Origin of the sequence: Aliiglaciecola sp. 2_MG-2023 (genome assembly GCF_030548145.1) — a bacterium.
Classification (GTDB): Bacteria; Pseudomonadota; Gammaproteobacteria; order Enterobacterales; family Alteromonadaceae; genus Aliiglaciecola; species Aliiglaciecola lipolytica_A.
In genome coordinates, this window is sequence record NZ_JAUORY010000002.1 from 258,443 (window position 1) to 283,118 (window position 24,676).

The 24,676-nt window shown below is 41.9% G+C and carries 20 protein-coding genes and 1 tRNA gene; 6 read left to right on the plus strand and 15 right to left on the minus strand.

Going from position 1 to position 24,676, the window contains the following annotated elements:
- Window positions 1-32 precede the first annotated feature (32 nt).
- Window positions 33-683: a hypothetical protein gene (locus Q4567_RS03145; protein ID WP_303499313.1), complete on the plus strand. Its 651-nt coding sequence runs from the start codon at window positions 33-35 to the stop codon at window positions 681-683.
- Window positions 684-751: 68 nt separating this feature from the next.
- Here Q4567_RS03145 and Q4567_RS03150 read toward each other — a convergent pair whose 3' ends face one another.
- The 4 genes from Q4567_RS03150 to Q4567_RS03165 all read right to left on the minus strand — a co-directional run bounded on the left by Q4567_RS03150 (window position 752) and on the right by Q4567_RS03165 (window position 4,353).
- Complete coding sequence (locus tag Q4567_RS03150) at window positions 752-1,057, minus strand: hypothetical protein (RefSeq protein WP_216048760.1); 306 nt, start codon at window positions 1,055-1,057, stop codon at window positions 752-754.
- Between the two features lie 18 nt (window positions 1,058-1,075).
- Entirely contained in the window at window positions 1,076-2,068 is a 993-nt protein-coding gene (locus tag Q4567_RS03155; RefSeq protein ID WP_216048759.1) for a YHYH protein, read from the minus strand.
- Between the two features lie 129 nt (window positions 2,069-2,197).
- Window positions 2,198-2,884, minus strand: coding sequence for a response regulator (locus tag Q4567_RS03160; RefSeq protein WP_216048758.1), 687 nt, complete (start codon window positions 2,882-2,884; stop codon window positions 2,198-2,200).
- Window positions 2,881-4,353, minus strand: coding sequence for an ATP-binding protein (locus tag Q4567_RS03165; RefSeq protein ID WP_303499316.1), 1,473 nt, complete (start codon window positions 4,351-4,353; stop codon window positions 2,881-2,883). Before Q4567_RS03165 ends, Q4567_RS03160 begins: the two co-directional genes overlap by 4 nt.
- A gap of 170 nt (window positions 4,354-4,523) precedes the next feature.
- On the opposite strand from Q4567_RS03165, the gene Q4567_RS03170 reads away from it, so the two are divergent.
- The 3 genes from Q4567_RS03170 (at window position 4,524) to Q4567_RS03180 (ending at window position 5,409) form a co-directional block, all read left to right on the plus strand.
- Window positions 4,524-4,787 carry a hypothetical protein gene (locus Q4567_RS03170; RefSeq protein ID WP_303499318.1) on the plus strand — a complete coding sequence of 88 codons (264 nt, stop codon included), beginning with the start codon at window positions 4,524-4,526 and terminating at the stop codon, window positions 4,785-4,787.
- A 14-nt stretch (window positions 4,788-4,801) separates the two neighbouring features.
- Entirely contained in the window at window positions 4,802-5,146 is a 345-nt protein-coding gene (locus Q4567_RS03175; protein WP_216048755.1) for a hypothetical protein, read from the plus strand.
- Window positions 5,147-5,322: 176 nt separating this feature from the next.
- A tRNA-Leu gene (locus tag Q4567_RS03180) sits at window positions 5,323-5,409 on the plus strand.
- Between the two features lie 988 nt (window positions 5,410-6,397).
- On the opposite strand, the gene Q4567_RS03185 is transcribed toward Q4567_RS03180, so the two are convergent.
- The 8 genes from Q4567_RS03185 to Q4567_RS03220 all read right to left on the minus strand — a co-directional run bounded on the left by Q4567_RS03185 (window position 6,398) and on the right by Q4567_RS03220 (window position 14,597).
- Window positions 6,398-7,570 carry a HAMP domain-containing sensor histidine kinase gene (locus Q4567_RS03185; RefSeq protein WP_216049548.1) on the minus strand — a complete coding sequence of 391 codons (1,173 nt, stop codon included), beginning with the start codon at window positions 7,568-7,570 and terminating at the stop codon, window positions 6,398-6,400.
- A 612-nt stretch (window positions 7,571-8,182) separates the two neighbouring features.
- Window positions 8,183-8,767, minus strand: coding sequence for a cytochrome c (locus Q4567_RS03190; RefSeq protein ID WP_216049549.1), 585 nt, complete (start codon window positions 8,765-8,767; stop codon window positions 8,183-8,185).
- A gap of 21 nt (window positions 8,768-8,788) precedes the next feature.
- Complete coding sequence (locus Q4567_RS03195; protein ID WP_252729333.1) at window positions 8,789-9,238, minus strand: cytochrome c; 450 nt, start codon at window positions 9,236-9,238, stop codon at window positions 8,789-8,791.
- A gap of 6 nt (window positions 9,239-9,244) precedes the next feature.
- On the minus strand, window positions 9,245-9,757 hold the full coding sequence (locus Q4567_RS03200; protein WP_216049550.1) for a methylamine dehydrogenase light chain: 513 nt from the start codon (window positions 9,755-9,757) through the stop codon (window positions 9,245-9,247).
- Between the two features lies 1 nt (window position 9,758).
- Window positions 9,759-10,379, minus strand: coding sequence for a redoxin family protein (locus Q4567_RS03205; protein ID WP_216049551.1), 621 nt, complete (start codon window positions 10,377-10,379; stop codon window positions 9,759-9,761).
- Window positions 10,379-10,918: a MauE/DoxX family redox-associated membrane protein gene (locus Q4567_RS03210; protein WP_303474588.1), complete on the minus strand. Its 540-nt coding sequence runs from the start codon at window positions 10,916-10,918 to the stop codon at window positions 10,379-10,381. The genes Q4567_RS03205 and Q4567_RS03210 overlap by 1 nt, the downstream gene beginning before the upstream one ends.
- Window positions 10,918-12,174 (minus strand): amine dehydrogenase large subunit, encoded by a 1,257-nt coding sequence (locus tag Q4567_RS03215; RefSeq protein ID WP_303499322.1) that lies wholly within the window; start codon window positions 12,172-12,174, stop codon window positions 10,918-10,920. Before Q4567_RS03215 ends, Q4567_RS03210 begins: the two co-directional genes overlap by 1 nt.
- Before the next feature lie 131 nt (window positions 12,175-12,305).
- A complete protein-coding gene (locus Q4567_RS03220; protein WP_303499324.1) occupies window positions 12,306-14,597 on the minus strand; it encodes a TonB-dependent receptor in 2,292 nt (763 codons plus the stop codon).
- Between the two features lie 1,045 nt (window positions 14,598-15,642).
- Here Q4567_RS03220 and Q4567_RS03225 point away from each other — a divergent pair.
- The gene (locus Q4567_RS03225) at window positions 15,643-16,215 is read left to right on the plus strand and encodes a DUF2780 domain-containing protein (protein WP_303499326.1); all 573 of its coding nucleotides are present in this window, start codon (window positions 15,643-15,645) and stop codon (window positions 16,213-16,215) included.
- Between the two features lie 213 nt (window positions 16,216-16,428).
- A complete protein-coding gene (locus tag Q4567_RS03230; RefSeq protein WP_303499328.1) occupies window positions 16,429-19,536 on the plus strand; it encodes a DUF748 domain-containing protein in 3,108 nt (1,035 codons plus the stop codon).
- Window positions 19,537-19,633: 97 nt separating this feature from the next.
- Here the strand turns inward: Q4567_RS03230 and Q4567_RS03235 are convergent, their stop codons facing one another.
- The 3 genes from Q4567_RS03235 to Q4567_RS03245 all read right to left on the minus strand — a co-directional run bounded on the left by Q4567_RS03235 (window position 19,634) and on the right by Q4567_RS03245 (window position 24,599).
- Window positions 19,634-20,878: a beta-propeller fold lactonase family protein gene (locus Q4567_RS03235; RefSeq protein WP_303499330.1), complete on the minus strand. Its 1,245-nt coding sequence runs from the start codon at window positions 20,876-20,878 to the stop codon at window positions 19,634-19,636.
- A 354-nt stretch (window positions 20,879-21,232) separates the two neighbouring features.
- Entirely contained in the window at window positions 21,233-22,972 is a 1,740-nt protein-coding gene (locus tag Q4567_RS03240) for an aldehyde dehydrogenase family protein (protein WP_303499332.1), read from the minus strand.
- Complete coding sequence (locus Q4567_RS03245; protein WP_303499334.1) at window positions 22,965-24,599, minus strand: long-chain fatty acid--CoA ligase; 1,635 nt, start codon at window positions 24,597-24,599, stop codon at window positions 22,965-22,967. Before Q4567_RS03245 ends, Q4567_RS03240 begins: the two co-directional genes overlap by 8 nt.
- Window positions 24,600-24,676 lie beyond the last annotated feature (77 nt).

Below are 24,676 nucleotides of genomic sequence, written 5' to 3' on the forward strand. Positions count from 1 at the left end.
TATTATGAATTTGGTTAAATGCCCTAGCAAAAATGCCCCCTGATCCTACTATCAATAAACGTCATGATTTAGTCTTGCGAGACATTAATCGTCTTAAACAAAAAATCACTTTTAATAATGTTCCACCGTTTTACCATGCAGTTTCGACTTCCTTAGGCCTAGCCGAAGGAATGTTTCGTTATGGCTTTGAGAACTCTCTTGATGGATTATTAAATCAGGCTAATTGGAATCCCAAAACCCTTGATGGTAAGGCCGGCCAGCTTGGCTCAGTCGAATTTACGCGAGCTCCTAGGTTGTCTATTTACAAGGTGTTTACCCATCGAGGGTTTGAAATTCATTGCATTCCTTGGATGAAAAACCAAGAAGTTGATAGAGGTTTAATTAATCATCCAGATATGGAATTTAAGCGCTGGATCCCAAGTTCAATGAAAGTGTTGTTTCGCATTGCTCAGTTGCATACTTTTATTCAAAGCTACTTTGATGTGGGGGACGAGGCTGATTTGGAGTTAATTAAATACGCGCATAATATTAGTGAAGATTTCATTGATGATTTGCAATACAAGCTGAATGTTGTCAAAGTCCACGGGATTTCAATCAGAGCATTTTTTGACGTAATGCAGAAAAAACACAAAGCAGGCGAAGATTTTTATTTACCTAAAGTGTATGACTTCAGTGAGCAATAAAGATCTTCGTTTGCGATTTTTAATTAGAGACTGCTTGCAGCTTAATTAAACCGACTTAAATTAACCTACTAGTGTCCTTTATGGGAGGCATGTCGTTTCGACAACCAAGTCGATATGGCAACTTCACCCTCGGCTCTGAGCTTAGCCAATTTCTCGTCCGTCACTGTCTCAAGGGGTTTATTCCGCACACAAATAAGATTTTGATTAAATTGTTGGCAGCTGCCTTTGTGTAGTTGTAGGTTGGCTGACACGTATCCACAAGGGGTTGCTATAGCCTTCTCAGCGCATGCTTGTAATGCTGTATCGTCAATGTGCCCTTGATGAGCAACACTGTTAAAAGCAACTAATCCAACTATCAATACATATTTTTTCATCATTTTATCCTTAAATAATTACTCGCTAACCAAGTACCCTTGTTCACCTTTGAAACAACCGATAAACATATTTTCTCCAGCGCTCGCCGAATGGTAGTGATAGCCTCTAGTGTCATCACTATGACCACGACATTCGTCCAAGTCGTAATCTTCTTCGCCAGACATATTTAGCATTCCATAAATACCGTATCCGTCGATGGCATAACCTAATAAACTGGCGTGATTGTCGTCTTGAAATACCGATTCTGTGCAACCAGTTGAAGCATGATAGTGGTAGCCTTCAAACGGATTGATGTGTCCACCACAATCATCAAACGCAGCGATGGTATTGGCTGCAAGAATAGCGTCAACAGGAGCAGGAGGAGCTAACACCACGCCGTTAACTGTTATTCCCAAATCGTTATTGTTGATACTGTCGGGATTGCTCATTGCAACGGGTTCAACGGGGATTAAAAAGGTTTGAGACACTGCACCACCAAAGTAAGTGAGTGAGCATTCGACACAGTGATTTTGGTATTCTTCTGCAACATTCGGGCGGGCCGCACCTTCGCAAGAAGCTTGCGTATTGGTTACATTGACGTTGCCTGTTTCAGGATCATAAAGTTGCCAATCGGCGCCGTAGAGATTGGCAAGATTGAGAATAAATTCGCCATCAATATCATACACTTCCCCTGAACCGTCAAACCAGATTCCTCCTTCACTGGCATCGGAATAAATAGTAGGAGGACAAAAGGGACCGATGTCCGTTGTGACAGGCTCGCCAGCGATAGTGATCCGGTAGCAAGTCGTTGAGGTTCCACCTGATAAAGTGCAGTTTTCAATGGTAGGGGTTTCAAGTAGCGCACCATCGTGAAACACATCTGGGTCGAAAGTAGATTGGGTTGTCAGCGAACTGTCGTCACTGCTACTTCCATCATCAACAGTGACATCATCTGTTTGGCTGCCATTACATCCGTATAACAATACGCTGCTAATTATCAATGATAGAGCAAAACATGATTTTTTTTGCATTCTAGAGCCTCTACTTTGTACTCAATATTTGAATGAGCGAAAGCATAGCGACGAAATGTGCAGAGACTGTGCAAATAAAGTGTGTTTTTGATTGAATTTTAAAGCCCTTGGAAGATTTGCTGCCCGTATTTATTCGATTTTATAACCAACGCCATAAATTGAATGTAGCAGGGGATTTGCGGATTGACCTATTTGTAATTTAGCTCTTAGATTTTTCATGTGACTATCAATAGTACGTGAGCTAACAATTCGCTCATCCTCATAACAGGTATTCATTAGTTGGTCGCGTGAAAATACCACGCCAGGACGCTTAACTAAGGCCAGTAATAACCTAAATTCCACCGGGGTTAATTCAACGTGAACATCCGCTACTGTGGTCTGGTGACGAGCTAAATCCAGTTGAATATTTTTATAGGTAACTACATTGTCTAAGGAAATCGATTGTTGTTCAAATCGACGCAATATGGCTTGTACTCTTGCTACCACTTCTCGGGCGGAAAAAGGTTTGCAAACATAATCATCGGCTCCAATTCCTAAGCCCATTATTCTATCTATTTCATCTACTCTGGCGGTTAACATCAGAATCGGAACCGTGGAAAATTGACGAATTTCTTTACATAGAGTGTAACCATCTTTAAACGGCAACATGACATCCAGAATAACGAAGTCAGGGGAGTGTTTTTTGACAAACTCGATTACGTTTTTGCCATCGTGTAAAACGGTAGCCTGAAAATCTTCTAGTTGTAAAAACTCAACTAAGATTTGAGCGATCTTGGGCTCATCTTCAACAATCAGAACATGTTTTTGTTGATTCACTTTTCACCCCTTGGTAACGGAAACATTACTTCGATACATAAGCCACCTAGCGAAGATGGTGATGCCTTAATTTGCCCCTGATGGGCTTCTGCAATATTTTTACTAATTGTAAGACCCAATCCTGCACCGGATTCTCTGCTGGTGCGCGATGAATCTACCCTAAACATGGGTTCAAATAGCTTCTCGCAATCGCTATGTTTAACTGATGGTTTGGAGTCGTTGATGCGTAAGCTAATGTGCTCTTGTTGTACCGATAAAGCTATATCTATCTGCCCAGGCGTATCTGTATATGCAATGGAATTCATTAGCAAGTTCAAGCACAGTTGTTCAATTCGCCTATTATCCATGGTCATCATAATATTGTGTTGAATGTCGGCAGTTATTTTTATCGACTTTGCTCCTGCGTGCTGGCTAACACTTTGAATGCAGCGTTCAACAGTTTCGGATAAGTTTGTCTGAACCATGGAGTACTTCAATGCTCCCACATCCGATAGAGATAGTTGGTACAAATCTTCAACCAGATGATTTAGACGCTCAGTTTCCTGTTCCAGAGATAGTAAATTTTTCAAGTTAAAGGGTCTAACCCCTTCTTTTAATAGATCAATTTCACCGGTTAGCACTGTTAACGGAGTTCTCAATTCGTGAGAAATATCCGCAAAAAGCCGATTTTTGGCAGAGCGGTTTTTATTTAAGGTTTGGCTTAAGTAGGAAACGTTATCCATTAGTTCGCCAAGTTCATCTTTGCGATTTGTGGTGAGATTAACAGCGTAATTGCCGCTACTAAGTTGGGAAACACCTTGCATAATTAGTTTGATGGGCTGCAACAATTTACGAGATACCAACAGTGACAGCAAGCCGGCCAAAATTAAACAGACGAGTCCAATAATTAAAAAAGCAGAAAATTGTTTTTGCGCAAATAGGTTTGCTGACTCAGAGGAGCCTTCAATGCTTGGCCAGCTTCTAAGTTCGCCCACTTTTATATTATCTATATACAATGGATAGCTAAACGAGTTCTGACTATTATCTGAGTGGTCATCACCTGAAAGTAGCGCACCATTTACGTCGAATAACCCCGTTGGAGGGCCGGACGTGTTATCCCGCCAGGGCGCGCCTGGATTGGGTTTCTCGTTAGGCCTATTGGCAAGCAGTTGCTGGTGGGGAGGCGGAGCATGTCTTGGCCGCTCTCCACCACCTCTATTATTCATGGGCGGATGTTTTGGCGGAGAATTAAAACGTTTATTGTTGTTGATAAAGTCTTCCAGACCAATCCGTTGAACGTCTTCCCAGCTGTTCTTGGACAATACATATTGCGCCAGTACATCGTTACTTATTTTCTCAAGACGGCTTTGTTCGATACCAGAAACAAATTCCAGAAATCCTTGTTTAAAGCTCCACTGGGCAAGGCTTAAAGAAATCACCAGCATAGTGGTGATAAGGCCCAATAAAATCAAAAATAGTTTAGTTGTCATTTTCATGGCGCAAGTATATCGGGTGAATTTGGCTTGCACTAGTCACAAAAGCTGAAGTAGCGCTTTATTCCACGGTAAATGCACACTTTCTGCACATTCATTTGTTAACCTTTAACCAGTGAAAATAGTCAATTTAATCGTTTACATCTTTTAATTTTGGAGAATTGTATATGCAAAAATCAGTGATGACACTTTTGATTTTGAGTTCCGTTTTAGTCAGCCCATTAACGCTAGCAAAGCCAGATAGAGAAGGGCGAGGTGGTAAGCCTCCACAAGAAGCAATCGAAGCTTGTGAAGGAAAAAGTGAAGGCGATGAAGTGAGCTTCAGTACGCCCCGTGGTGATACCATTACCGCTACTTGCCAAACCATGCAAGACGAACTTGTAGCTGTGCCGGAAGGGCATGGACAGCGCAGATCTGAAGACAATAACTAATACCGGAGCGAACAATGCAAATTAATAGTCAAAGCAGTTCAATCAATATGTCAGATATCAACATGGATGATACTCAACAAAGACGTCCGCCACCACCGCCACAAGGTGCAGTGCCGCCAGGTCTTGAGTCATCAGTGGCGTCTTTATCATCTGAGCAGCAAGAGCAAGTGACATCCATGTTGAGTTCTTTATCTAAAGATCAACAAGCGGAATTGAAATCATTTCTGGATAGCAATAAGTCTCAGGCAGATAAGCTAAGTGATGAGGAAAAAGGCAGTCAATTTCTTAACGCGCTTTCTCAAATTAGCGGACAAAAATCCAGTTCTGATAGTTTGTTAACTGTTGATACTTACGCTTAGCAGTAAAAATTCAGTTCATGAGCACATCATTTGTCCGATTATGCCTAATTTATCGACATTTGATGATGTTCATTGCATAAAATACTTGCAAGCAGAAATTGCGAAGATATAATGCCTGCCACTCGTTAGCACAGCGAGTATACCAAACGCTTAATCAAATAGATTAAGCGTACGTTGCCAGAGTGGCGGAATTGGTAGACGCAGCGGATTCAAAATCCGCCGCCAGTAATGGTGTGCCGGTTCAAGTCCGGCCTCTGGTACCAAACATTAAACCAACTTTTTAGTTGGTTTTTTTGTGCCTGAAATTTGAGTTAATCTCAACTCGCCGGACTATTCGTGAGGTGAGCTCTTCGAATTAACGCTAGACAAAACCCAATTTGAACCCATCCATGGTTGCTCACCCAGCCACGCCATCCTTGGCGTGTCGTGCGGCTGGGCGCAACTGCGTTGCTAAAGAAACCAGCCTTACCCTCTGGTACCAAACATTAAACCAACTTTTTAGTTGGTTTTTTTGTGCCTGAAATTTGAGGTTGCCCCCAGTAATGATGAAGAGCTCACTTTTGTAGGCGGGTGCTTTAGCCTCGCGGTTGCCGTTTGATGCCATGGCCTAAAGACCATGCTACAGGTTGTTTTTTTGTGCCTGACATTTGAGGTTGCCATCGCTAATGATGAATAGCCCACTTTTGTAGGTGGGTGCTTTAGCCCCGCGGTTGCCGTTTGATGCCATGGCCTAAAGACCATGCTACAGGTTGTTTTTTTGTGCCTGGCATTTCAGGTTGCCATCGCTAATGATGAATAGCCCACTTTTGTAGGTGGGTGCTTTAGCCCCGCGGTTGTCATTTGATGCCATGGCCTAAAGACCATGCTACAGGTTGTTTTTTTGTGCCTAACATTTGAGGTTGCCATCGCTAATGATGAATAGCCCACTTTTGTAGGCGGGTGCTTTAGCCTCGCGGTTGCCGTTTGATGCCATGGCCTAAAGACCATGCTACAGGTTGTTTTTTTGTGCCTGAAATTTGAGGTTGCCATCGCTAATGATGAATAGCTCACTTTTGTAGGCGGGTGCTTTAGCCTCGCGGTTGCCGTTTGATGCCATGGCCTAAAGACCATGCTACAGGCGGGGTTGTATCTTCGAGGCTGGGCGCTGCTGCGCAGGTATAGAAACGGTGTTATTCGCTACTATTATAATTAAGGTATGTAAACAGCGATTAACCCAATGCAAATCAAGCTATCTTGGAGCAATCGTTTAACTCAAAGTGTTGCTTGAAAAGTAAAAACAGTTCTACTTTTATTGGAACTCACTGCTAATGTTCCATTGTGTGCGGAGGTAATTTGCGATGCGATGAACAAGCCTAAACCTAAGCCTCCAGTTTGCTTATTACTTTCATTTCGCCAAAAGGGCTGAAATAGTTTGTCGATGGTCTCAGGATTTATTGGTGCGCCCCCATTACTTACACTCAGTGAGAATATACCGTTTTCAATAATTGATTTAACTTCAATTATTTGTGTCGGATCGCCATGTACGATGGCATTTATTAACAGGTTGGACAGCAATTGAGAAATTCGTTCAGGATCACATTCAACCGAACCTACCATCTTAATATCGGTTCGAATCGTTCGCTGGGGATGTAAATCAGTCAGTTCAGAAATTGTATGCGCTAGAATATCTTGCAAGTTATTAACCGTCTTTACATTCAATTCTATGCCGTTGCCCATTTTTCCATGGGTTAAATCCATCACATCACTAATTAAACGCTTCATTCTAGTTGCACTATTGTCCATTCGCGCAAGTATTTTTTGAGAGGTATCATCTTTTATTTGCTCAATTAAAAAACTAATACCCATGGTTAGTGCGGATAATGGGGTCCTTAAATCGTGACCTAAAATAGCAATATATTGCTCTCGCAGTTTGGCGGCTGTCTGCTCATCAAATAAATTAGATTCGGCGTTGCTTAGTTTTTGGTTAACTTCAATCTGCCTAGAAATCAATTCAGCGAATGACTTAATTTGATGTTCAATTTCAATTGTTTTTAACTTTGCTGGTAAGGGGTCTAAACCGCATAGTGTGCCGAAAAAATTACCATCTTGACTGTAAATAGGAAAAGAAAAGTAACTTTCAAACCCATACATAATGGGAATTTCACTTTTGCTATAAATCGCATCGTTTTGAGCGTGCTCAATGACTATTGGTTGAGTTGACTTTCTAACCTGACTACAAAAGGTCGTACTTATCTCAAGCTCGTCACCAGGGTTGATATTAAAGTTAACTAGATCATGTACCGCGCATGTAGTCCATTTTTTATCTGTTACTCGCGCAATACAGATGAAGCGCAACCCTGTGGCTTCTGAGAGCATATTCATTATATATGGGACAGCATCGATAGACTGAATGATCTGAATATCTTTTTCAATTGACGAGTTCATTAAATACTCTTTACTTTGTGCTTTTGTGCGCGATAACTTTTCGCGACTAGCATCTTTTATTTAATTTGCCACGAGTGTGTCTTCACATTTTTATATGCAAATTACTTTAGCCTAGACACGCCATAGATTGTATACAAATAAGGCTCAATGTCGAGTTACTTCAGTACTGAGAAAATCTCTGGTTTTACTTATGATTTTGGTTCGGGTTAGCACCTAGCTATAAAAAAGGGCAACGGGTTTATAGATATTGTTTTACTAGCTTTTAGTCTACGTTCTCACTCATTCAAAAACAGAGAGTTCATTAAGTGATTTTTAAATAATATCTATACCCATGATTTTTTCAAAATCATCAAAATTCACGCCAGTAATGTAGTGCTTGAGCTTTGTGGTTATAAGAAGTGCGAAATAGTGTGAAAACAAAGTAATTGTGGTGATGTGCGGTAAGCTGCCTTATAAACGCTCGGTAATGCCCTTGGCCTAGCCGAATATGCTACAGGTAATAAAGGCTGTAGACGGGGCTTTAGCCCCGCGGTGGTGGTTTTTGTGTCTATGGCCTAAAGACCATGCTACAGGGGTGATTGTAGGTGGGTGCTTTAGCCCCGCGATTTTAATTTATTGTACTGTACCTATTTGTTCATAATACTCGGCGACATCTTTCATTTGTTGTTCGGTCAACTCGCTAGCAATGACGTTCATAATGATTGAATGTCTTTTGTTGCTACTGAAGTCTTTAAGTTGTTGTAAAAGATAACCTTTATTTTGACCGGCTAAATTAGGCCAGGTATCGTTAATGGTTTGGCCGGTCATGCCATGGCATGAAATGCAATTGGCGCGGACATTTTCGCCGGCCTGATTAATTGATGAAGCCGCTGCTTTTTCGAAGGGCAAGTCTGAATAATATTCTGCAATGTTGGCCAAGTCTTGCTCCGACATACTATCTAACAGGCCAGTCATTAACATATTCTCTCGGTTACCGTCTTGAAATGCGTTTAATTGAGCTAACAGGTAACCTTGTTTCTGGCCTGCTAAACTTGGCCATTCGTTGGCACTAGCAATGCCGTTTTCACCATGACAAGCAACACAGTTGGCGGTTAAGGTTTCGATATTATCGGCGGCAGAAGTTTGTGCAGTTAATAAACAAAAACTGACTAATAAAAATATATTAAGAGACACGTTTTTTAAGGAGATTTTCATCATTATTTTTTTCTCAAAAAGTGTTTAATTTATTGTGGTTGCTGATGTGCTGTTGGTTAAAATCTGGTTCAGCACCTTAGCTCTATGTTCAACAACTTCCATTAATGGTTCTTGTCGTAATGTTTCGACTTCTTGTTCGGTGTAGGGCACAAAGTCATCTGGAACACTGTCTTTTCCCATGACGGGTATCATCCAGTTCATCAACTCAGCAAGATCTTTGCTATTTAATGCACTGTTAGCCGCACCGGGCACTTTAATTAAGTATTCACGTCCAGCAGTGCTATTTAAAAACACGCCTACTGCACCCTGTAAATTCGGTACGTCCTTGCCGCCAGTGCCATCGCCTACATGGCAGCCCTGGCATAACATTTGGTAGTTAAACAATGCTCTAGCTTCATTAATGGCTTCTTCGGCATTGCAACTAAAGCCAAATAAACAACATAACCACAGCAGACGACTAAGATGTTTTTTCATCTACATTTACTTATCAAACGCGATACCAACCACGATTGCGGTTGAACAGTGATACACAGAACTGCTAGCACCTAAACACCAGTTCACGTCGTTAGATTTGTCTGAACGATATAATGGGCGGTCACCTTCGTCTCGTTGACATAAGCAGGTATTGCACTGAGTTTTGCCACAGCAATCGTTGTAAGAAATAACGTAATTACGGCCATCCACTGGGTTAGTACAAGTACCAATCCAGGTAATAGGTGACATTTCAGTACCCGGAGGGCAAGAATTAGTTGAGCCACCACAACATTCACACAAAAATCCGTCTACTGCACAGTAGCGCCAATAGTCACAACTTCCTGGATCACCGACTTCTTGCGGTAGTCCTTTGGGTTCGGCTGCTCTGGCAACGGGAAGCAATGGAATCGCACTTGCGCCTACTAAAGTAGCGCCAAGCTTTTTAAGCAATCCTCGTCTTCCGTTGGTTTGTGCTAACTCACGAGCCTTTTTTTCAAACATTCGGTCTAAAAATTTCATTTTATTTAACCTCCACGAACTGTTCTTCGGCTTGTTGGCCTTGCATGAAATCTTGGATTGACGCTATTTTTCGCTCTTTAGCTTCAAATAAGCTATCTAAATGCTCTCTGGAATTGATGATCCCCATAGATGCAACATTGCCTAATTCATCGATAACCACCGCATAGGGTAGTTTAGCTACACCGTATGATTTCCCTAACAACTCAGACACTATGTAGGGGTAATTAGAAAGTCCATATTGCTTCACAAAACCGGCGTGATCTTGTGTTTTTCCGTCACTCGCTAGGATTAAATCAATCCAGGCACTTTCAGATTTAGCGGCAGATTTCAGTGCGGGTAATAAGCTCTTACATACAGGACAATCGGGTGAAACGAAGAAGACTAATTGAGATTTGTTAGTCTTCGATTTTCCGCCCACATCTACCAAGGTAGAGGCTAATGTCTGAAGACTTAAATTAGGTGCAGGTTCTCCCACTTTTAAAGTCTGATTCATGGCTAAAGCACCTGCAGGAGCAACTCGCTCAAACAGCACACCTACTTGGCGAGTTAATGCGAATATTACAATCGATTGTAGAATAACAATTATCCACAACACGCTATTTGAAACAGTAATAAAGTCCATTAGTTGGTCCTCAGTATGGAGATTTTTTGTGCGTTAGCGATTAAATTTTCAATGCAAGAATAAGTTAAAATCAGAAAAGCCCCTGTCATGAGTACGGCGAACCACAGGGAGGATGCAAAACCGGCAGAGGGCATTGTGCAGGTTAATACCAACGGCACTAATAGCGCATTTCTTATTATCAAAGACCAACTGACTTTTATGTGAGAATTCGGGCCACTGCATCCACAACTGATATCTCGTTTACCTTGAATTAGCTGAATAGTCATGCCAATAAGGTAAGCACTTAACAGTAAGGCTGCAACAATTGAGGCACTAGTGCGGCTCCCATCAAAGATTAGAGCCACTGCAATAACTAATTCTAACGAGCCCAGAGTGTAACGTAATGCAGATGCTAACTTTGTTTGAGTAACACCATAATCGGCAAAGGTCTGTTGGTAATATTCGGCATTATCGGTTTGTAATTTATGTCTGGCGGCACGTATAAACAGCCACATAAAGAACAATGCAATAGCATCGGATAAAAAGTTTAACAGGTTCATTAGTAGGCCTTATGAATGACAAGTGGGGTGATGTTGCCAAAGTCACTTATGGTTTTAATAAGCTTACCAGTTCTTGGGTTAATAATGTCTAGATTCATTTCACCGTTAGAGACCACCAACATAGGTTCTTTACCGCGAGTCGCAGCGACGGATACCGCCCAGTTTGGTGCGTCGATTGTGGCAATGCGAGATTGGGTTTTAACGTCAAATACCCATATTTGCTCGCCGCCGTGAGTTTGGGATCCATCAAAACCGTTTGGATTCATTATCACATACATTAAACCTTGCTCATCAGTGTCGACTAGCGCCAATCCGCCAGGTCTCCATCCAGCTGCTTTTTCTTGCTCAGTAACAAGGCTCCATTTTCCTTGGTATGTTGCTATCTCAGAAGATAAATCGATAGCATGTACATCCCCTTCAAAACTTGGGAAATAGGCAATGTTATCTATATGAGCAGGACGTTCAAAAATCGGTGTTTTATCAGTATCAAAAAATGGTGCGACGCGCTGTTGCGAAGCTTTGATGCCATTTTCATCTAGCACTGTGGTCAGCAAACTGCCATTACTACACAGTGATGTCACACTATATTTGCCTGTGGGGAAGGGTAGAACACAGCCTGGAGTTCCTACTGTTCCAACAACCTCGTGGGTGTCTAAATTAACCACTGTGAAAGATGCTGCAGGGCTAAAATTAGCGATATAGAGAAATTTCTCGTCAGCTGACAATGTGACAGCATCTCGTCTTGGCAGAGACTGCAGTCGAGTATGTTCTAAAGTGATTTCTTTGATAGGTGCTAAGGTCACTTTATCGTAGATGGCCAACACATCTATTTTGGGGCCTCGACTACCGCGACTGTGGAATGATTCAACAATATAGAATTCAGGTCGTGTTTTTGCCGCAGCAAAATTACCGAGCAAATTCTTATCCGCAGTACCTTTTATTCGTTTGGATTGTTTCGGCTCGTTTATGTCTAAAATGATGACTTTTCCGCCGAACATACTGGTAAAGCTTGCTTCATCCACGAACATCCAGCTTTCGGGATATTGAGCGGGTAAAACTTCTACATTACCGGTTTTTTCAATTGGTAAGGGAGGTAAGCTGGGATCTATCTGTGTGCTAATTGCAGCATTTTCTTGGTGTGTATTTGATCCTTGAGCTGGCGCTTCTTGTGTTATTTCTGGACTTGTTGAACAGCCAGCCACAAGTACTGAAATTATGACGCTAGTGAGTAGTTTTGTAGGGGGCTTGATTTTCATAAACATATCGTTTTAATCCTAACCGCAGCAATGTTTGACTATTTACAATTTAACGGATGACCCCATTTTGCGTGAACGCTAATAAGGAACATCCGTTACTATGGTTTGTTACATCTACTTTTGGTGTCGTTTTAGTAGTAGTTGTATTGAATGTTAACACCTACCCATCTTGGTCTTGCGTAGAATTCTTGGATAAAACCGGCGCTTTGGGTGAAGTCAAAACTATACACTCTATATTCTTCGTCTGTGATATTTTTCACAAAAGCAGACACTTTCCAGTTATCATTTAGTTGATAGCCAACACGTGCATTGAATACGGTGTAAGAGTCCTCATTTGATATTTCACTATTGGTGATGTCGAAGAATTGTTCACCTTGATGATTGAAATCCAATTGCGCAGAAATCTCGTCTGTTGCTTGGTACCTAACGATACCATTCACAGTATATTTCGGTGCAAGTACCATTTCGCGATCTTCTACCGTTCCAACGCCGCGCACAACCACACTTTCAATTTCGGTATCGAGTAAACTAGCTCCTAGTTTAATATCCCAGTTGTCGCCTGGCACCCAAGTAACTTCAACATCAAGGCCCTGCAAAGTTGCATCAGAATTATTGATAAATTGACTTAATCCAGCAAATGTTAGAGCTTGATAATTCTTATAATCATAATAGAAAACACTGCTGTTTATTCTCACATCACCACTGGCTAAGGTGGTTTTTATGCCAGCTTCGTAGCTTGTCAGTTCTTCTGAGTCAAACGCTACGTCTTCTTCTGTTACGCCGTCGGTGAAGTCAAGAAATCCACCGTTGAAACCGCCACTTTTAAAACCATTGGCAATATTGAAGAATACCAAAGTATCTTTGCTTACTTTGTAATCAAGTCCAATTTGCCCTGAAATGTTATCATCATCAATGGTTGTCAGGCCTGCTGCAGCTGGATTTTGATCAGTAAAGTTAAAATAGTAGTCGGTTCCAGGATAGCTTGTGTCACCCACTAAACCACACACATCTCCGGCCGGTATAAGACATGAGTTCACCACGGCATCAGGATTTGACGTTGCCAGGTTTTGATAGTCCATGCTGCGTTCTTCAGACGTGTAACGTAGGCCAAGGGTCAAGGTTAGTTTATCGGTTAGCGGTTTCTCTATTTGACCGAATAAACCGTAGGACTCTGTGTCTTGATCATAGTCGATATCGTAGCTCACGAACGGCACTAAATCTGGACCAAATGTGCCTTCCGGTGCGCCAGTAATGGCATCGATAAGTGGCCCTGGATAGTTAATATCTAAATCAAGCGCACCTTTAACTTCATTTTTAAAATAGTAAGCACCTACAATCCAGTCAAATGATTCGGCTGAGCCACTTAATCTTACCTCTTGACTGAACTGTTCATTTTTAGATCCAAACTGCGGAATTAGCCCACTATATGGGCCAACATCAGTATCTTCTTGATGGAGTTTTTCTACGTTCTCAACAGCTGTGATTGACGTCAAAGTATAGTTAGCGTTTTCCCAATTTAGCTTTAAAGATAGGCCATCTGAATCTATATCCAACAGTCCTTGTCGATTGTATTCACCGGCGAAATTATCTCCATCTGTGTCAGCGTAACCATAAAAGTCGGAGGTGGCATTTCCTGCACCATCATCAGAAGCTAAATGCTGGTATTGAGGAGCATTGGTTTTTGATTTACCACCATGAACATTAAGTAGTGCTGTAAAGTCATCGGTAATATCAAAGTTGACCTGCAAGCGATAAGCGCGGCTGTCAGCTTCATTTGCATCTTCGCCTATTCTATTTTCAACGTATCCATCGTGATTATTTGAAGCTATTGCTAAACGTGCTTGAATGGAATCGGTTAAACTACCGCCTACTGCAGCTTCAGTTTTAATTTGATTGTATTCAGCCACCGTTAAGTCAAAAAGTACTTCAGTATCTTCAGTTGGCGGCGCAGAAATAAAGTGTACTAATCCGCCTGTGGCGTTTCTGCCATATAAGGTCCCTTGTGGTCCTCTTAATACTTCTACTCGTTCTAAGTCGAATAGTTGAAAGGTCAAACCTGGCATCGCTGATTGATATACATCATCACGATATACAGCAATTGGGCCTTCGTTGTTGTCATTAAAATCGTTAAGACCAACTCCGCGTAAGGATATAGAAGGGTTATTACCTTCACCCACAGGTGTACCTATATTCAAGCCAGGTGTTTGCGCAGCGATATCAACGCTGTCGGTCATATTAAGTTCTCGAAGAGCATTACCAGAAAAAGCGGTAACAGAAACACTGACATCTTGTAAATCTTGGGATTTTTTCTTTGCCGTAATTTGAATCGTTTCAAAAACGCTTTCGTCTTGCGCATAAGAAAATGAGGAGGTACCCATGCTTAACGTTGTGGCTATTGCGAGTGCTAGTTTATGCTGTCTCATGTTTCAATACCTTCCTAATTATTAATGTTTTTATATATGAACGGTAAGAACTCATCGCTGGGTGAGTTTCAATAAATTAATGTGTGTGTTTTCATTATTGGATAAAATACGTTATTTATTACTTGAATACTCACGTATAAGTTTAATATTTATACACAATAGCTATGGCGTTGTCAAAATAAAAGCTGATATAGAATGGAGCATAAAATTAACAATTCAGAAAAAATTCGATTAAGAATTGCAAAAAATAATGCATTAACAATCCATGGCCTAAAGGCCATGCTACAGGGTTGGGATTGTAGGCGGGTGCTTTAGCCCCGCGATGATGGTTTTTTGTGTCTATGGCCTAAAGACCATGCTACAGGGGGGATTGTAGGTGGGTGCTTTAGCCCCGCGATGGTGGTTTTTTTGTGTCTATGGCCTAAAGACCATGCTTCAGGGGTGATTGTAGGTGGGTGCTTTAGCCCCGTGGTTGCCGTTTGATGCCATGGCCTAAAGACCATGCTACAGGTTGTTTTTTTGTGCCTGACATTTGAGGTTGCCATCGCTAATGATGAATAGCCCACTTTTGTAGGTGGGTGCTTTAGCCCCGCGGTTGTCATTTGATGCCATGGCCTAAAGGCCATGCTACGGGAAGAATGGCTCTTGTAGGCGGGTGTTTTAACCCCGCGCAGTTGCGCGACCTTCCATGGCCTAAAGGCCATGCTACGGGAAGAATGGCTCTTGTAGGTGGGTGTTTTAACCCCGCGCGGCGACCTTCCATGGCCTAAAGACCATGCTACAGGTGAGGGTTTTTATTTAGTATAAGCACCTCGGCGGTTAATCATGAATTTATGAGTGGAAAATAGACTGTTTTGTAAAGACAATCTTTACACTTCTGGTGAAGAATCAGCCGTCAAATCATGTTAAAATTTGCGCTAGAAATATCCATACATTAAGAAACTAAATTAACTTAAATTCTCAGGACATAACATGCATAAAAAGCAAGTTGTGTTTTTTTACATGTTTGAACGTAAAAAATGGGCTTGAATTAAAGGAATATTAAATGAAAACTTTATTAGCTTTACTCATCACGACACTGACTATTTCTACTAACGTATCAGCCAACGATACTGTGGATAAATTAAAGGGGTTATTAGGTAACACTGCGACTATCAATAACGAGTCTACCCTGTCTGAGTCGTCAGAGCAGACTCAATCACTTGATGTTTCAAGTTTAGTTAGTTTAGTCTCTGATAACCTAGGAGTATCTGAAACACAGTCGGAAGGTGGCTTAGCTTCAATTTTTGATTATGCTAAAAACAACCTTTCAGGAACTGATTACACTCAACTTGCGCAATCTATTCCTGGTTTGGATTCGTTGTTAGAAAACGTTCCCACATTAACTTCGGATTCATCTTCTAACAGTTCATCAGTTTCTGGTTTACTTAACAAAGCTTCTGAATACAGTTCATCTTTGAGTGCAATTAATGAATTAAAACAGCAATTTGAAGCGCTTGGTTTAGATACTGATATGATTGCCAACTTTATTGCGCAAATTAATAGCTACTTTAGTGAAGAAGAAGATACGCTATCTTTGTTGCAGTCTGGTTTAGGCAACATAATGACCGTACTTTAATCATTTTATTTGTGGGTAACGTCTAGCGGGCAACACTTTCGGGTAAGGTCCTAGTGGATATTGTTGTAATCCAAGATGTTACAAGCTGTTTATAAGTTCAGGTTTTTACTACTCTCAGGCTATTTGTAACGCGCAATTTGTTTACAGTGCTCACGCAACTTTAAAATGCTAAGGCTATCTAAAAGGCTTTGGCAATATTATGAAATCATTATTATGTCCCTTAGAAATTTACCATCAGCATTTCGTAAACAGCCCAAGTGGTTGCGAATAACCACTTATTTGCTTTGCGCATATCTCACTTATGCTCTTATTTTGGGTGTGCTAACGCCATGGATTCTGCAATCCCAATTACCGCAATTATTAAGTGACAAATTGCATCGTGTTGTCAGTATTGAAAAAGTGAGAATAAATCCTTTTTTACTGCGTATTCGCGTTTCCAATTTGGTTATTGAAGAAAATAAAAGTCACCAACCTTTTGTTAACGTTTCGCTATTTGAAGTGGATGCTAGCTTTTGGCAAACCTTGCTACATTTCACACCGACTTTGGAACACTTATCTATCATCGAGCCTTATGGGCATATAGCTAGACTCGCCGAAGGTGAACAGGCTCAATTTAACTTTTCTGACATTATTGATAGTCTAAATGAAGCCAATGCTGAAAAAGAACCCGTCGAAAAAGAACAGACTGAAATTCCTCCTCTTCGTGTGAATAGAGTGAATCTTGAAGGCGGACAGATTCGATTTTCTGATGATGTATCCAATACCAATATTATTTTTCCGAATCTGGCTTTTGAGGTAACCGATTTCGACACCCGCGCAGCGACATTTAAACTAACTGAACAACAAAATACCGCAACCGAAGACAATCATTATAACGTTAAGATTGAAACCTCTGAAGGCGGCTCCATTGGGTTCGCTGGTCAAGTTCAATTGGCACCTTTTGAGATCAAAGGCAATATAGCACTGTCGGCGATAGCCCTTGCACCTTTGTGGCCTTTATCAAATGACGTCATTGAAGCAAGGCTGACAAATGGATTATTAGATTTCTACGGGGATTATCATTTATCAGAAGGACAAGAAAGTCTTCGCTTTCAGGCTCATAATACGCAGCTTACTTTATCTGAACTGACAATATCCGATTTAACTCAGCCAAGAATTACAGTGGCCGAAATCAACATACACGACCTTAGTTTGGACACAGACACAGAACAAATTGATGTGGCTGAAGTTATTATTAGTAAACCCTGGATTGACGGAAACCTTGATGAGCAAGGCTTGGATTTACAAGCTATGTTTATGCCATCATCAATCGCAACGACAAAACAAACCTCTTCTTTAGCTGAGCAGCAAGTCAATACTCAAACGAGTCAAATTGATGAATCCAACTGGCGAGTCATTTTGCAATCTTTCGCGCTAAATAATGGGGATATTCAGATCAATGAAAGTCATGTTTCTAAGGGCATGCATTGGCGAGTTTTTGAGTTAAATGCCGCCACTGGTGTTGTTGATACAAGTTTTCAGCTACCTATCGAGTATAGCCTAGACTTAGGAGTCGGTGGCGAGGTTAGGGGGTATCCTGAACAAGCTTCTGGTTACCTTAGTAGCGATGGGAAAGTCAACGTATCTTCTGAGCAAGTTTCTGGTTCTTTTGAGATTAACCAGTTTGCGTTAAGCCAACTTCAATCCTATTTGCTTCCCTATGTAAACGCGATCTTGCAAGGTGGCGCCGTGGGGATCTCAGGGACATTTGAGGCTGGAACTGCGAGTCCAATCACCTTCACAGGCGATGCCAATATCGCCAACCTGACGGTGATTGACGGACTACAACAACAACCCTTACTTAAATGGCAGGATATGAATATCCAAGGTATTCAATATCAGTCACTGGAAAATCAACTTTCAGTACAAGCTGTCATGTTCGATAAACCCTACACCAAGTTCATTATTCACAAAGGCAAACAAACGAATATTGGCGACCTTCTGGTGCAAAATGCTTCAACCGAGGCTGATTCCGCGCTGGTTGCAGATGATGCTTCACCACCAGAGTCAGCGGCGCAAGAAGGGACTGAAGATACTCAATCTGCCTCTAATAACATCGCCATTAGGATTGACGATATTAGTATCAATGATGGCAGTGCTTATTTCGAAGATAATTCTTTAAGAGCCCCTTTTGCTTCAGGTATCGAGGCATTGAACGGAAACATAAAGTCACTTTCCTCCACGCCAGATACCACTGCAAATGTTAACTTAATGGGTAAAATTGATGGTTACGCACCAGTGATTTTAAAAGGGGAAGTTAACCCTCTTATTGAACAGATTTATCTGGATTTAAATTTCTCTGTTGACGGTGCAGAACTGACCTCAGTTAATCCCTATTCAGGTACTTATATGGGGCACTTTATTGATAAAGGATTACTGTCACTAAATGTGGAATATAAGCTCGAAAATAACCAGCTAGTGGGTGACAACAAGATCGTTATCGACCAACTCACCTTGGGGCGCAAAACTAATTCGGAGCAGGCGGTTAATCTGCCCCTATCCTTAGCCATTGCATTATTACAGGACTCTAACGGCGTGATTGATCTGGGAATGGAAGTATCTGGAGACTTAAATAACCCGAGCTTCGGTTTTGGTTCAATCGTATTCAAAGCCCTTGGCAATATCATCACTAAAGCGGTGACAGCCCCTTTTTCCTTATTGGCAAATTTAGTCGGTAGTGAAGATGAGCTGAATAAAGTGACCTTTGCCGATGGCTCTGCTGAGCTCAACGAAGCGGCTTCACAAACCCTTCAAACCTTAGCCGTAGCCTTGGCAAAACGTCCGGGGCTGAAAGTCGATATTGAAGGCTCGGTGAACGAAGTGACGGATGCTTATGAGTTGGCTGAGCAAAAGTTACAAGCCAACCTTCTGGAAATTTCCAAAAAAACATCTCTTCCTGAAGGTTTTAGTCCATCTACAGTGCCACTTTCAGGTCCAATTGCAGATGCCTTAAGAACCCTGTTCACTACAGCTACAAATAAAGAGATTGAAGAACAAAGAAAGCTGATAAAAGCGAGATTGCAAGAAGGAGATAGCGAGAAAATCGTTCCAGAGGAGCAATTAGAGCAAGCGTTAATGATTACGATGTACAATCAAGTTCGAAGCACTATCAACGTTCCGCGCCATGAATTAGCTAAACTTGCTGAAGATAGGGCCAAATCGGTAAAAATGTTTTTAAGTGAAAACGGAAGTATTGATCCCAACCGACTGTTTTTACTCAACAGTCGCCAACATTTAGCCAGTGCTGAAAGTGGTGTAACACTTACGCTGAAAGCCAACTAAGCAGTTAATCTCTTGAAATTTATCAAGCTTGCTCCTTATCTGCATGGGCAAGCTTGATAGTATCCAGTGTAAAAACAGTATTATTCGCCTAGCGCCTTTAATCGCCAACAAACCCAGTGAGCACAAACTTCTGCACCCGTCTGCCTGTGCTTACTTCTGAGGTATATAAATTACCATCGCTGTCTACAACTACGCTGTGAAGCCAGGTAAATTGGCCAGGATAGCGTCCGGGACGTCCAAAGCTGCCTAACACTTCATAGGTGTCGTGCCACAAAATCCATATGCGTCCATTCATCATATCGGCGACGTACATGTACTTGTTGTCAGGTGAAAAGTCGATATCTGACGCGGTTCCTAAGCCACCAGTATCGCCAGCGATAATAACATCTTGAATGAACTGAATTTTTCCTTCTTCATCAGCTTCGAATACTTGAATACGATTATTTCGTCGGTCACAAACATAAATTTTGCCGTCAGTTGACTGTGTTACACAATGCACAATGTCGCCAAAACTTTTTGCTTTAGTGCTGGTGTTTTCACTGTTGCTGGTGGCTTGTGAAACGTCGAATGCCCCTTGTCTTGTTCCGCCTCCAGGTTCGCCACCATAAGCTCCCCATAATTGATCAAAACTGTTGTCATTCGTGTCAAAAGCAGTAATTCGTTTGTTGATATAACCGTCGGCAATAAATACTTGATCATTGATGCTGTTATGGAAAATATCAGCTGGATTCCCCAAGGCATCTTGGCTCAAATTTCCATCGGTTTTACCACGTTGGCCATACTGACGAATAAATTCCCCTTGCGCGGTAAAATTCAATACAACGTGGTCATCTTTGCCATTTCCACCAAGCCAAACTGTATTATCTTCATCAACGTAAAGGCCGTGAACGGTAGCGGGCCATTGATTAGTTCCGGCTAAACTCGGCGCTAGTTCTGGACCCCCCCAAGCCTGAAGTAATTCTCCATCTGGTGAAAATTGCATAACATGTGGGGCAGCTTCACAACATAAGCCTGTGTTGTTGGTTAAACCTAAATCTAAGCCACTAAGTGAGTTAGGGCGATGTAAAATCCACACGTTATTCTGTTTATCTACGGCTAGACCTGGTACTTGTCCCATTAACCAAGTTGCTGGCATCTTGGGCCAGCTCGCATCGACACTGAATTGCGGAACTTTATGATTTGGGCTAGTTGCTGGGTAGCGTTCAACCGACACCAAACTATTTTCAGTCGTTTTAGTAAGCTTGGATGGTTCAGCTTCAGATACGCCACAAAAAAGAGAAAACAGGCTTAACCCAAGTGCTTTTAATCCCAGTTTGTTAGATGGTAAATATGATTGAATCATCTCTGCGCCTATTAATTCAATGGTTGATTTAAATGCAAGCAAACTACAGCATATTACTTAGTGACTGCTTAAATAACGGTCAGCTTGCTACCTGACATCATCCTAGGTAAAAACTTATGCTAATAAAATTACTTTACGTCGAAATGCAGATAATAGAAGACCTAATTCTAATCGATACTGGTCAATGGCTGAATTAGATCATCGAGCCTTTTTAAGCTAGGCTCTTTTTGCGGTTCTGAAATCGCCATATTGTAGGAACAGATGCAAATATTCTTAGTTAGCCTTTGACCGAATCTACATTCTCAGGCAATAAAAAAGCGCCCTGAACGGGCGCTGTTTACAGGTAATTAGGAGCTAACCGAGTAACGCATTGAAGAATATACGCGGTAGTTTTAGCCAGCTTGGAGTGTGTTGGAAACGAGTAAGTAGCATAGCGGTTTTATGTTGTTTCTTGTTGCTTACAAACCAAGGTGGTTTGGGCAACAGGGTCATGTCTCCTGATAGCAGATTGCGTGGGAAGGGACGCCAAGGTGCCTGCACAACAACTCGCTCAGAACTATCAAACATATAAGTATTGTGGGCAAAGCCAATTCCACTTTGTACATCTTCTAATGTGTGACCCGGGAATGCACCCCAAGGGCAAGCGGGTGTTAGAAAACCAAGACCACTCCATGTATTAATCGCGATGGTACCGTAGTGCAAATCAGCTAGAATTTGTTCAAAACGTTTTTTACCAATCTGCTTGATCGTTTTTGGATGAATAACAATGTTGGCGCCTAAAGTACCGTAAAGTTTTTGGTTGGCAAACTTAGCTGCGGCTATTAAGTAGGCTTCTGGATCTGTATCTGCAAGTTCATGGGTAGATAATGCCGGTGCAAACACTTCAGTCATCCGATACTTATCATCAATAGCGTCTTCATCGACACTCACCAAACAGGCTGGCGCCGAGCCGCGATCGAACTTCAACACGTTACTTGAGTGTTTTTCAAATTCGGCAAGTCGTTCTGCTGCGCCGGGATAATATGGCTTACGTGGGTCGAGATTAGCAACCGTGTTCTTTATACTATTAAGTAATGTTTGTTTTTTGTCCCAGTGTTTGGGCAATATAAGCATTTGGCAAGCAACACAATTAAATCCTGAGTTATGTAATTTTTGGGTGGCAATATTTTCAGCTTGAAATTGTATGTCTGCTGCGCTCCAAGGACCCGGCACTACTATGGTTGGGCAAACTGCACCTAACTCAGAAGTGATAGGTTTGTTGAGTTTAGGGGTTCCTGCTGCTTTATTGCGAATTCCTTCTTCGCCAAACCCCCAAACGATAATATCATGGGATGCTCCTGAACCTGTGATATGAATCTCTTCTACTTGTGGGTGTTCACACAAATATCCCCCTACATCAGCGCCACCTTTAACAATGCGTAAAACGTTTAAATCAATCAGTGGTTTTAGTGCTTTGTTTAAGAATTCCGTCAAATATTCATTCACTGGATTCATCTTTAGAATGACAACTTGATGTTCATTAAACAGCTTATGGAATACATCCAGTGGTGCGATAGAGGCAATATTCCCTGCGCCTAACACTAATGCGACTTTGCCTTCACGTAAACGCTCTGGGGAGTCGTAAGATGTTGCCGTATGACTTGCCAAATTGTCGGCAGTGATACCTTCTTTCATCCAAACTTCGGCCGTCACACCAGATAAAATCAAGTGATCCCAAATGGAGTGGGGAAGTACTTGAACAGCAGTTTGTCCGCTTTGCGTTTTGCGTTTTTTGAGAGAATTGAGAAAGCTCTTTCCTTGCATTTCAGACAGCGTTTGCAACAAACCATTACATGCTGACATAACAGTGTAAGGGCCTGATATCCATTCTTCACCAACCAGTGCTGAGTCTTCAGGGATTCCCTTCATTCGACCTGCTGTTTCGGCCCAATCTTTAGCTATGGGTAACAGGCAATCTTTGATTGCTTGTAATACGGCAATTCGTTTTTCAATGCTCGTTTGTGCCCAGTCGTCTTTTGCAGCAGTTAACTCGTCTAGTGCCAAGTCTAATGCAGAGTTCACTGGAAGCTCGTTCAGTACAGAGGTATTAAGCATCGTTTTTTCCTTGTTTAATAAGGTGTTCGCCAAACTGTTTGCGCAATTCAACTTTTTGGACTTTTCCTGTGGCGCCAATAGGTAAGGTATCTACAAAAATGATTGCATCGGGAATTTGCCATGACTGGATTTTGTCTTTATAAAAAGCGAGAACCTCATCTTCAGTCGCTGTTGAATTGGCTGCTTTTACGGCAATAACAATGGGACGTTCATCCCATTTATCGTGCTTGGCTGCGATAGCCGCTGCGTTCGTGATATCAGGGTGGGCGATAGCAATATTTTCTAACTCAACGGTAGAAATCCATTCTCCTCCAGATTTAATGATATCCTTAGAACGATCGCGGATAACCATATAGCCATCTTCATCTATGGTCGAAACGTCACCGGTATCAAACCAGCCATCTTCGGTAAGTGCATCAGTATCTTTGCCGTAGTAGCGTTTCGCTATCCAGTGACCACGCACCTGCAAATCGCCTTGGGTTTTACCATCATGGGGAAGTATTTCGCCATTTTCGTCTAGTAAGCGCAATTCAACACCGTAAAGTGGTCTGCCTTGGCCGGTACGAAGGGCGGTTTTTTCTGCATCCGATAATGTTGAGTGTCGTTGTAAAAACTGGTTAAGGGTGGCAACGGGGGAGGTTTCCGTCATTCCCCAAGCATGCAGTAGCTCAACGCCATAGTCGGCAAAGATTGGGATCATCGAAGGTGGTAGTGGCGCGCCACCCACTACGGTTCGCGTTAAACTTGGTAATTTAGAGTCTGAAGCTTGCAAAGCTTCAACTAAATTCATCCAGATTGTTGGTACACCTAGCGCGATGGTTGTTTCGGTATCATCAATCAGTTTTAAAATACTTTGACCATCAAGGTTTGGACCTGGCAGCACCAATTTACAACCGTTCGCTGCGGCAATATAAGGAACCCCCCAGGCATTTACATGGAACATTGGCACTACAGGAAGAACGGTATCTTGTGCTGAAAGAGCAATACCATCAGGCTGGTTACCCACTAAGGTATGTAATAGAGTTGATCTATGGGAATACAGCACACCTTTTGGATTACCCGTGGTGCCTGAGGTGTAACATAAGCTAGAAGCCGCTCTTTCATCCACTTCTGGCCAAACTGCATCTGCATCGCCGGTAGCGATGAGTTCATCATAAAATAATAAGCCTTCAATCGCGTGAGTGGCAACTTCGTCTCTGGGGCCCAAGACAACAAAATGTTGAACGGTTTTAAGTGTTGGCAGTATTTTCGCCACTAAAGGCAAAAACGTTGGCTCGAAAAATAACACTTTGTCTTCGGCATCGTTGGCTACAAAACTAAGTTGCTCGGGCGCTAAACGAGGGTTGATTGTATGGCAAACCATACCACCACCAGACACGCCAAAATAACATTCAAGATGGCGACGATTGTTCCAAGCAATTGTCGCGCAGCGATCACCTAAAGCAACGCCAAGCTTGTCTAATGCTGACGCTAATCTACGAGCATTTTTACCGACGTTGCCCCAATTAGTGGTAGTTCGTTCGCCAGTTGTTTCTACGGAAATAATCTCAGTGGCACTGTGATAACGCTCTGCGTGTGCAATGAGACTGCTAATCGTGAGCGGCATCTCCATCATTTGTCCTAACATCGGGACTCTCCTATATATTTGTCTTTTGCACAATATTTGATGTGTCAAATCACGTTGTACGCATTTGAAAAGTTATA

Bases quoted from the DNA above. Each gene is read 5' to 3' on its own strand.
- Q4567_RS03150 (WP_216048760.1), bottom strand. From the start codon at position 1,057: ATGAAAAAATATGTATTGATAGTTGGATTAGTTGCTTTTAACAGTGTT.
- Q4567_RS03190 (WP_216049549.1), bottom strand. From the start codon at position 8,767: ATGATGAAAATCTCCTTAAAAAACGTGTCTCTTAATATATTTTTATTA.
- Q4567_RS03245 (WP_303499334.1), bottom strand. From the start codon at position 24,599: ATGTTAGGACAAATGATGGAGATGCCGCTCACGATTAGCAGTCTCATT.
- Q4567_RS03205 (WP_216049551.1), bottom strand. From the start codon at position 10,379: ATGGACTTTATTACTGTTTCAAATAGCGTGTTGTGGATAATTGTTATT.
- Q4567_RS03235 (WP_303499330.1), bottom strand. From the start codon at position 20,878: ATGATTCAATCATATTTACCATCTAACAAACTGGGATTAAAAGCACTT.
- Q4567_RS03230 (WP_303499328.1), top strand. From the start codon at position 16,429: ATGTCCCTTAGAAATTTACCATCAGCATTTCGTAAACAGCCCAAGTGG.
- Q4567_RS03170 (WP_303499318.1), top strand. From the start codon at position 4,524: ATGCAAAAATCAGTGATGACACTTTTGATTTTGAGTTCCGTTTTAGTC.
- Q4567_RS03155 (WP_216048759.1), bottom strand. From the start codon at position 2,068: ATGCAAAAAAAATCATGTTTTGCTCTATCATTGATAATTAGCAGCGTA.
- Q4567_RS03145 (WP_303499313.1), top strand. From the start codon at position 33: ATGCCCCCTGATCCTACTATCAATAAACGTCATGATTTAGTCTTGCGA.
- Q4567_RS03195 (WP_252729333.1), bottom strand. From the start codon at position 9,238: ATGAAAAAACATCTTAGTCGTCTGCTGTGGTTATGTTGTTTATTTGGC.
- Q4567_RS03185 (WP_216049548.1), bottom strand. From the start codon at position 7,570: ATGAACTCGTCAATTGAAAAAGATATTCAGATCATTCAGTCTATCGAT.
- Q4567_RS03200 (WP_216049550.1), bottom strand. From the start codon at position 9,757: ATGAAATTTTTAGACCGAATGTTTGAAAAAAAGGCTCGTGAGTTAGCA.
- Q4567_RS03240 (WP_303499332.1), bottom strand. From the start codon at position 22,972: ATGCTTAATACCTCTGTACTGAACGAGCTTCCAGTGAACTCTGCATTA.
- Q4567_RS03220 (WP_303499324.1), bottom strand. From the start codon at position 14,597: ATGAGACAGCATAAACTAGCACTCGCAATAGCCACAACGTTAAGCATG.
- Q4567_RS03215 (WP_303499322.1), bottom strand. From the start codon at position 12,174: ATGAAAATCAAGCCCCCTACAAAACTACTCACTAGCGTCATAATTTCA.
- Q4567_RS03225 (WP_303499326.1), top strand. From the start codon at position 15,643: ATGAAAACTTTATTAGCTTTACTCATCACGACACTGACTATTTCTACT.
- Q4567_RS03175 (WP_216048755.1), top strand. From the start codon at position 4,802: ATGCAAATTAATAGTCAAAGCAGTTCAATCAATATGTCAGATATCAAC.
- Q4567_RS03165 (WP_303499316.1), bottom strand. From the start codon at position 4,353: ATGACAACTAAACTATTTTTGATTTTATTGGGCCTTATCACCACTATG.
- Q4567_RS03210 (WP_303474588.1), bottom strand. From the start codon at position 10,918: ATGAACCTGTTAAACTTTTTATCCGATGCTATTGCATTGTTCTTTATG.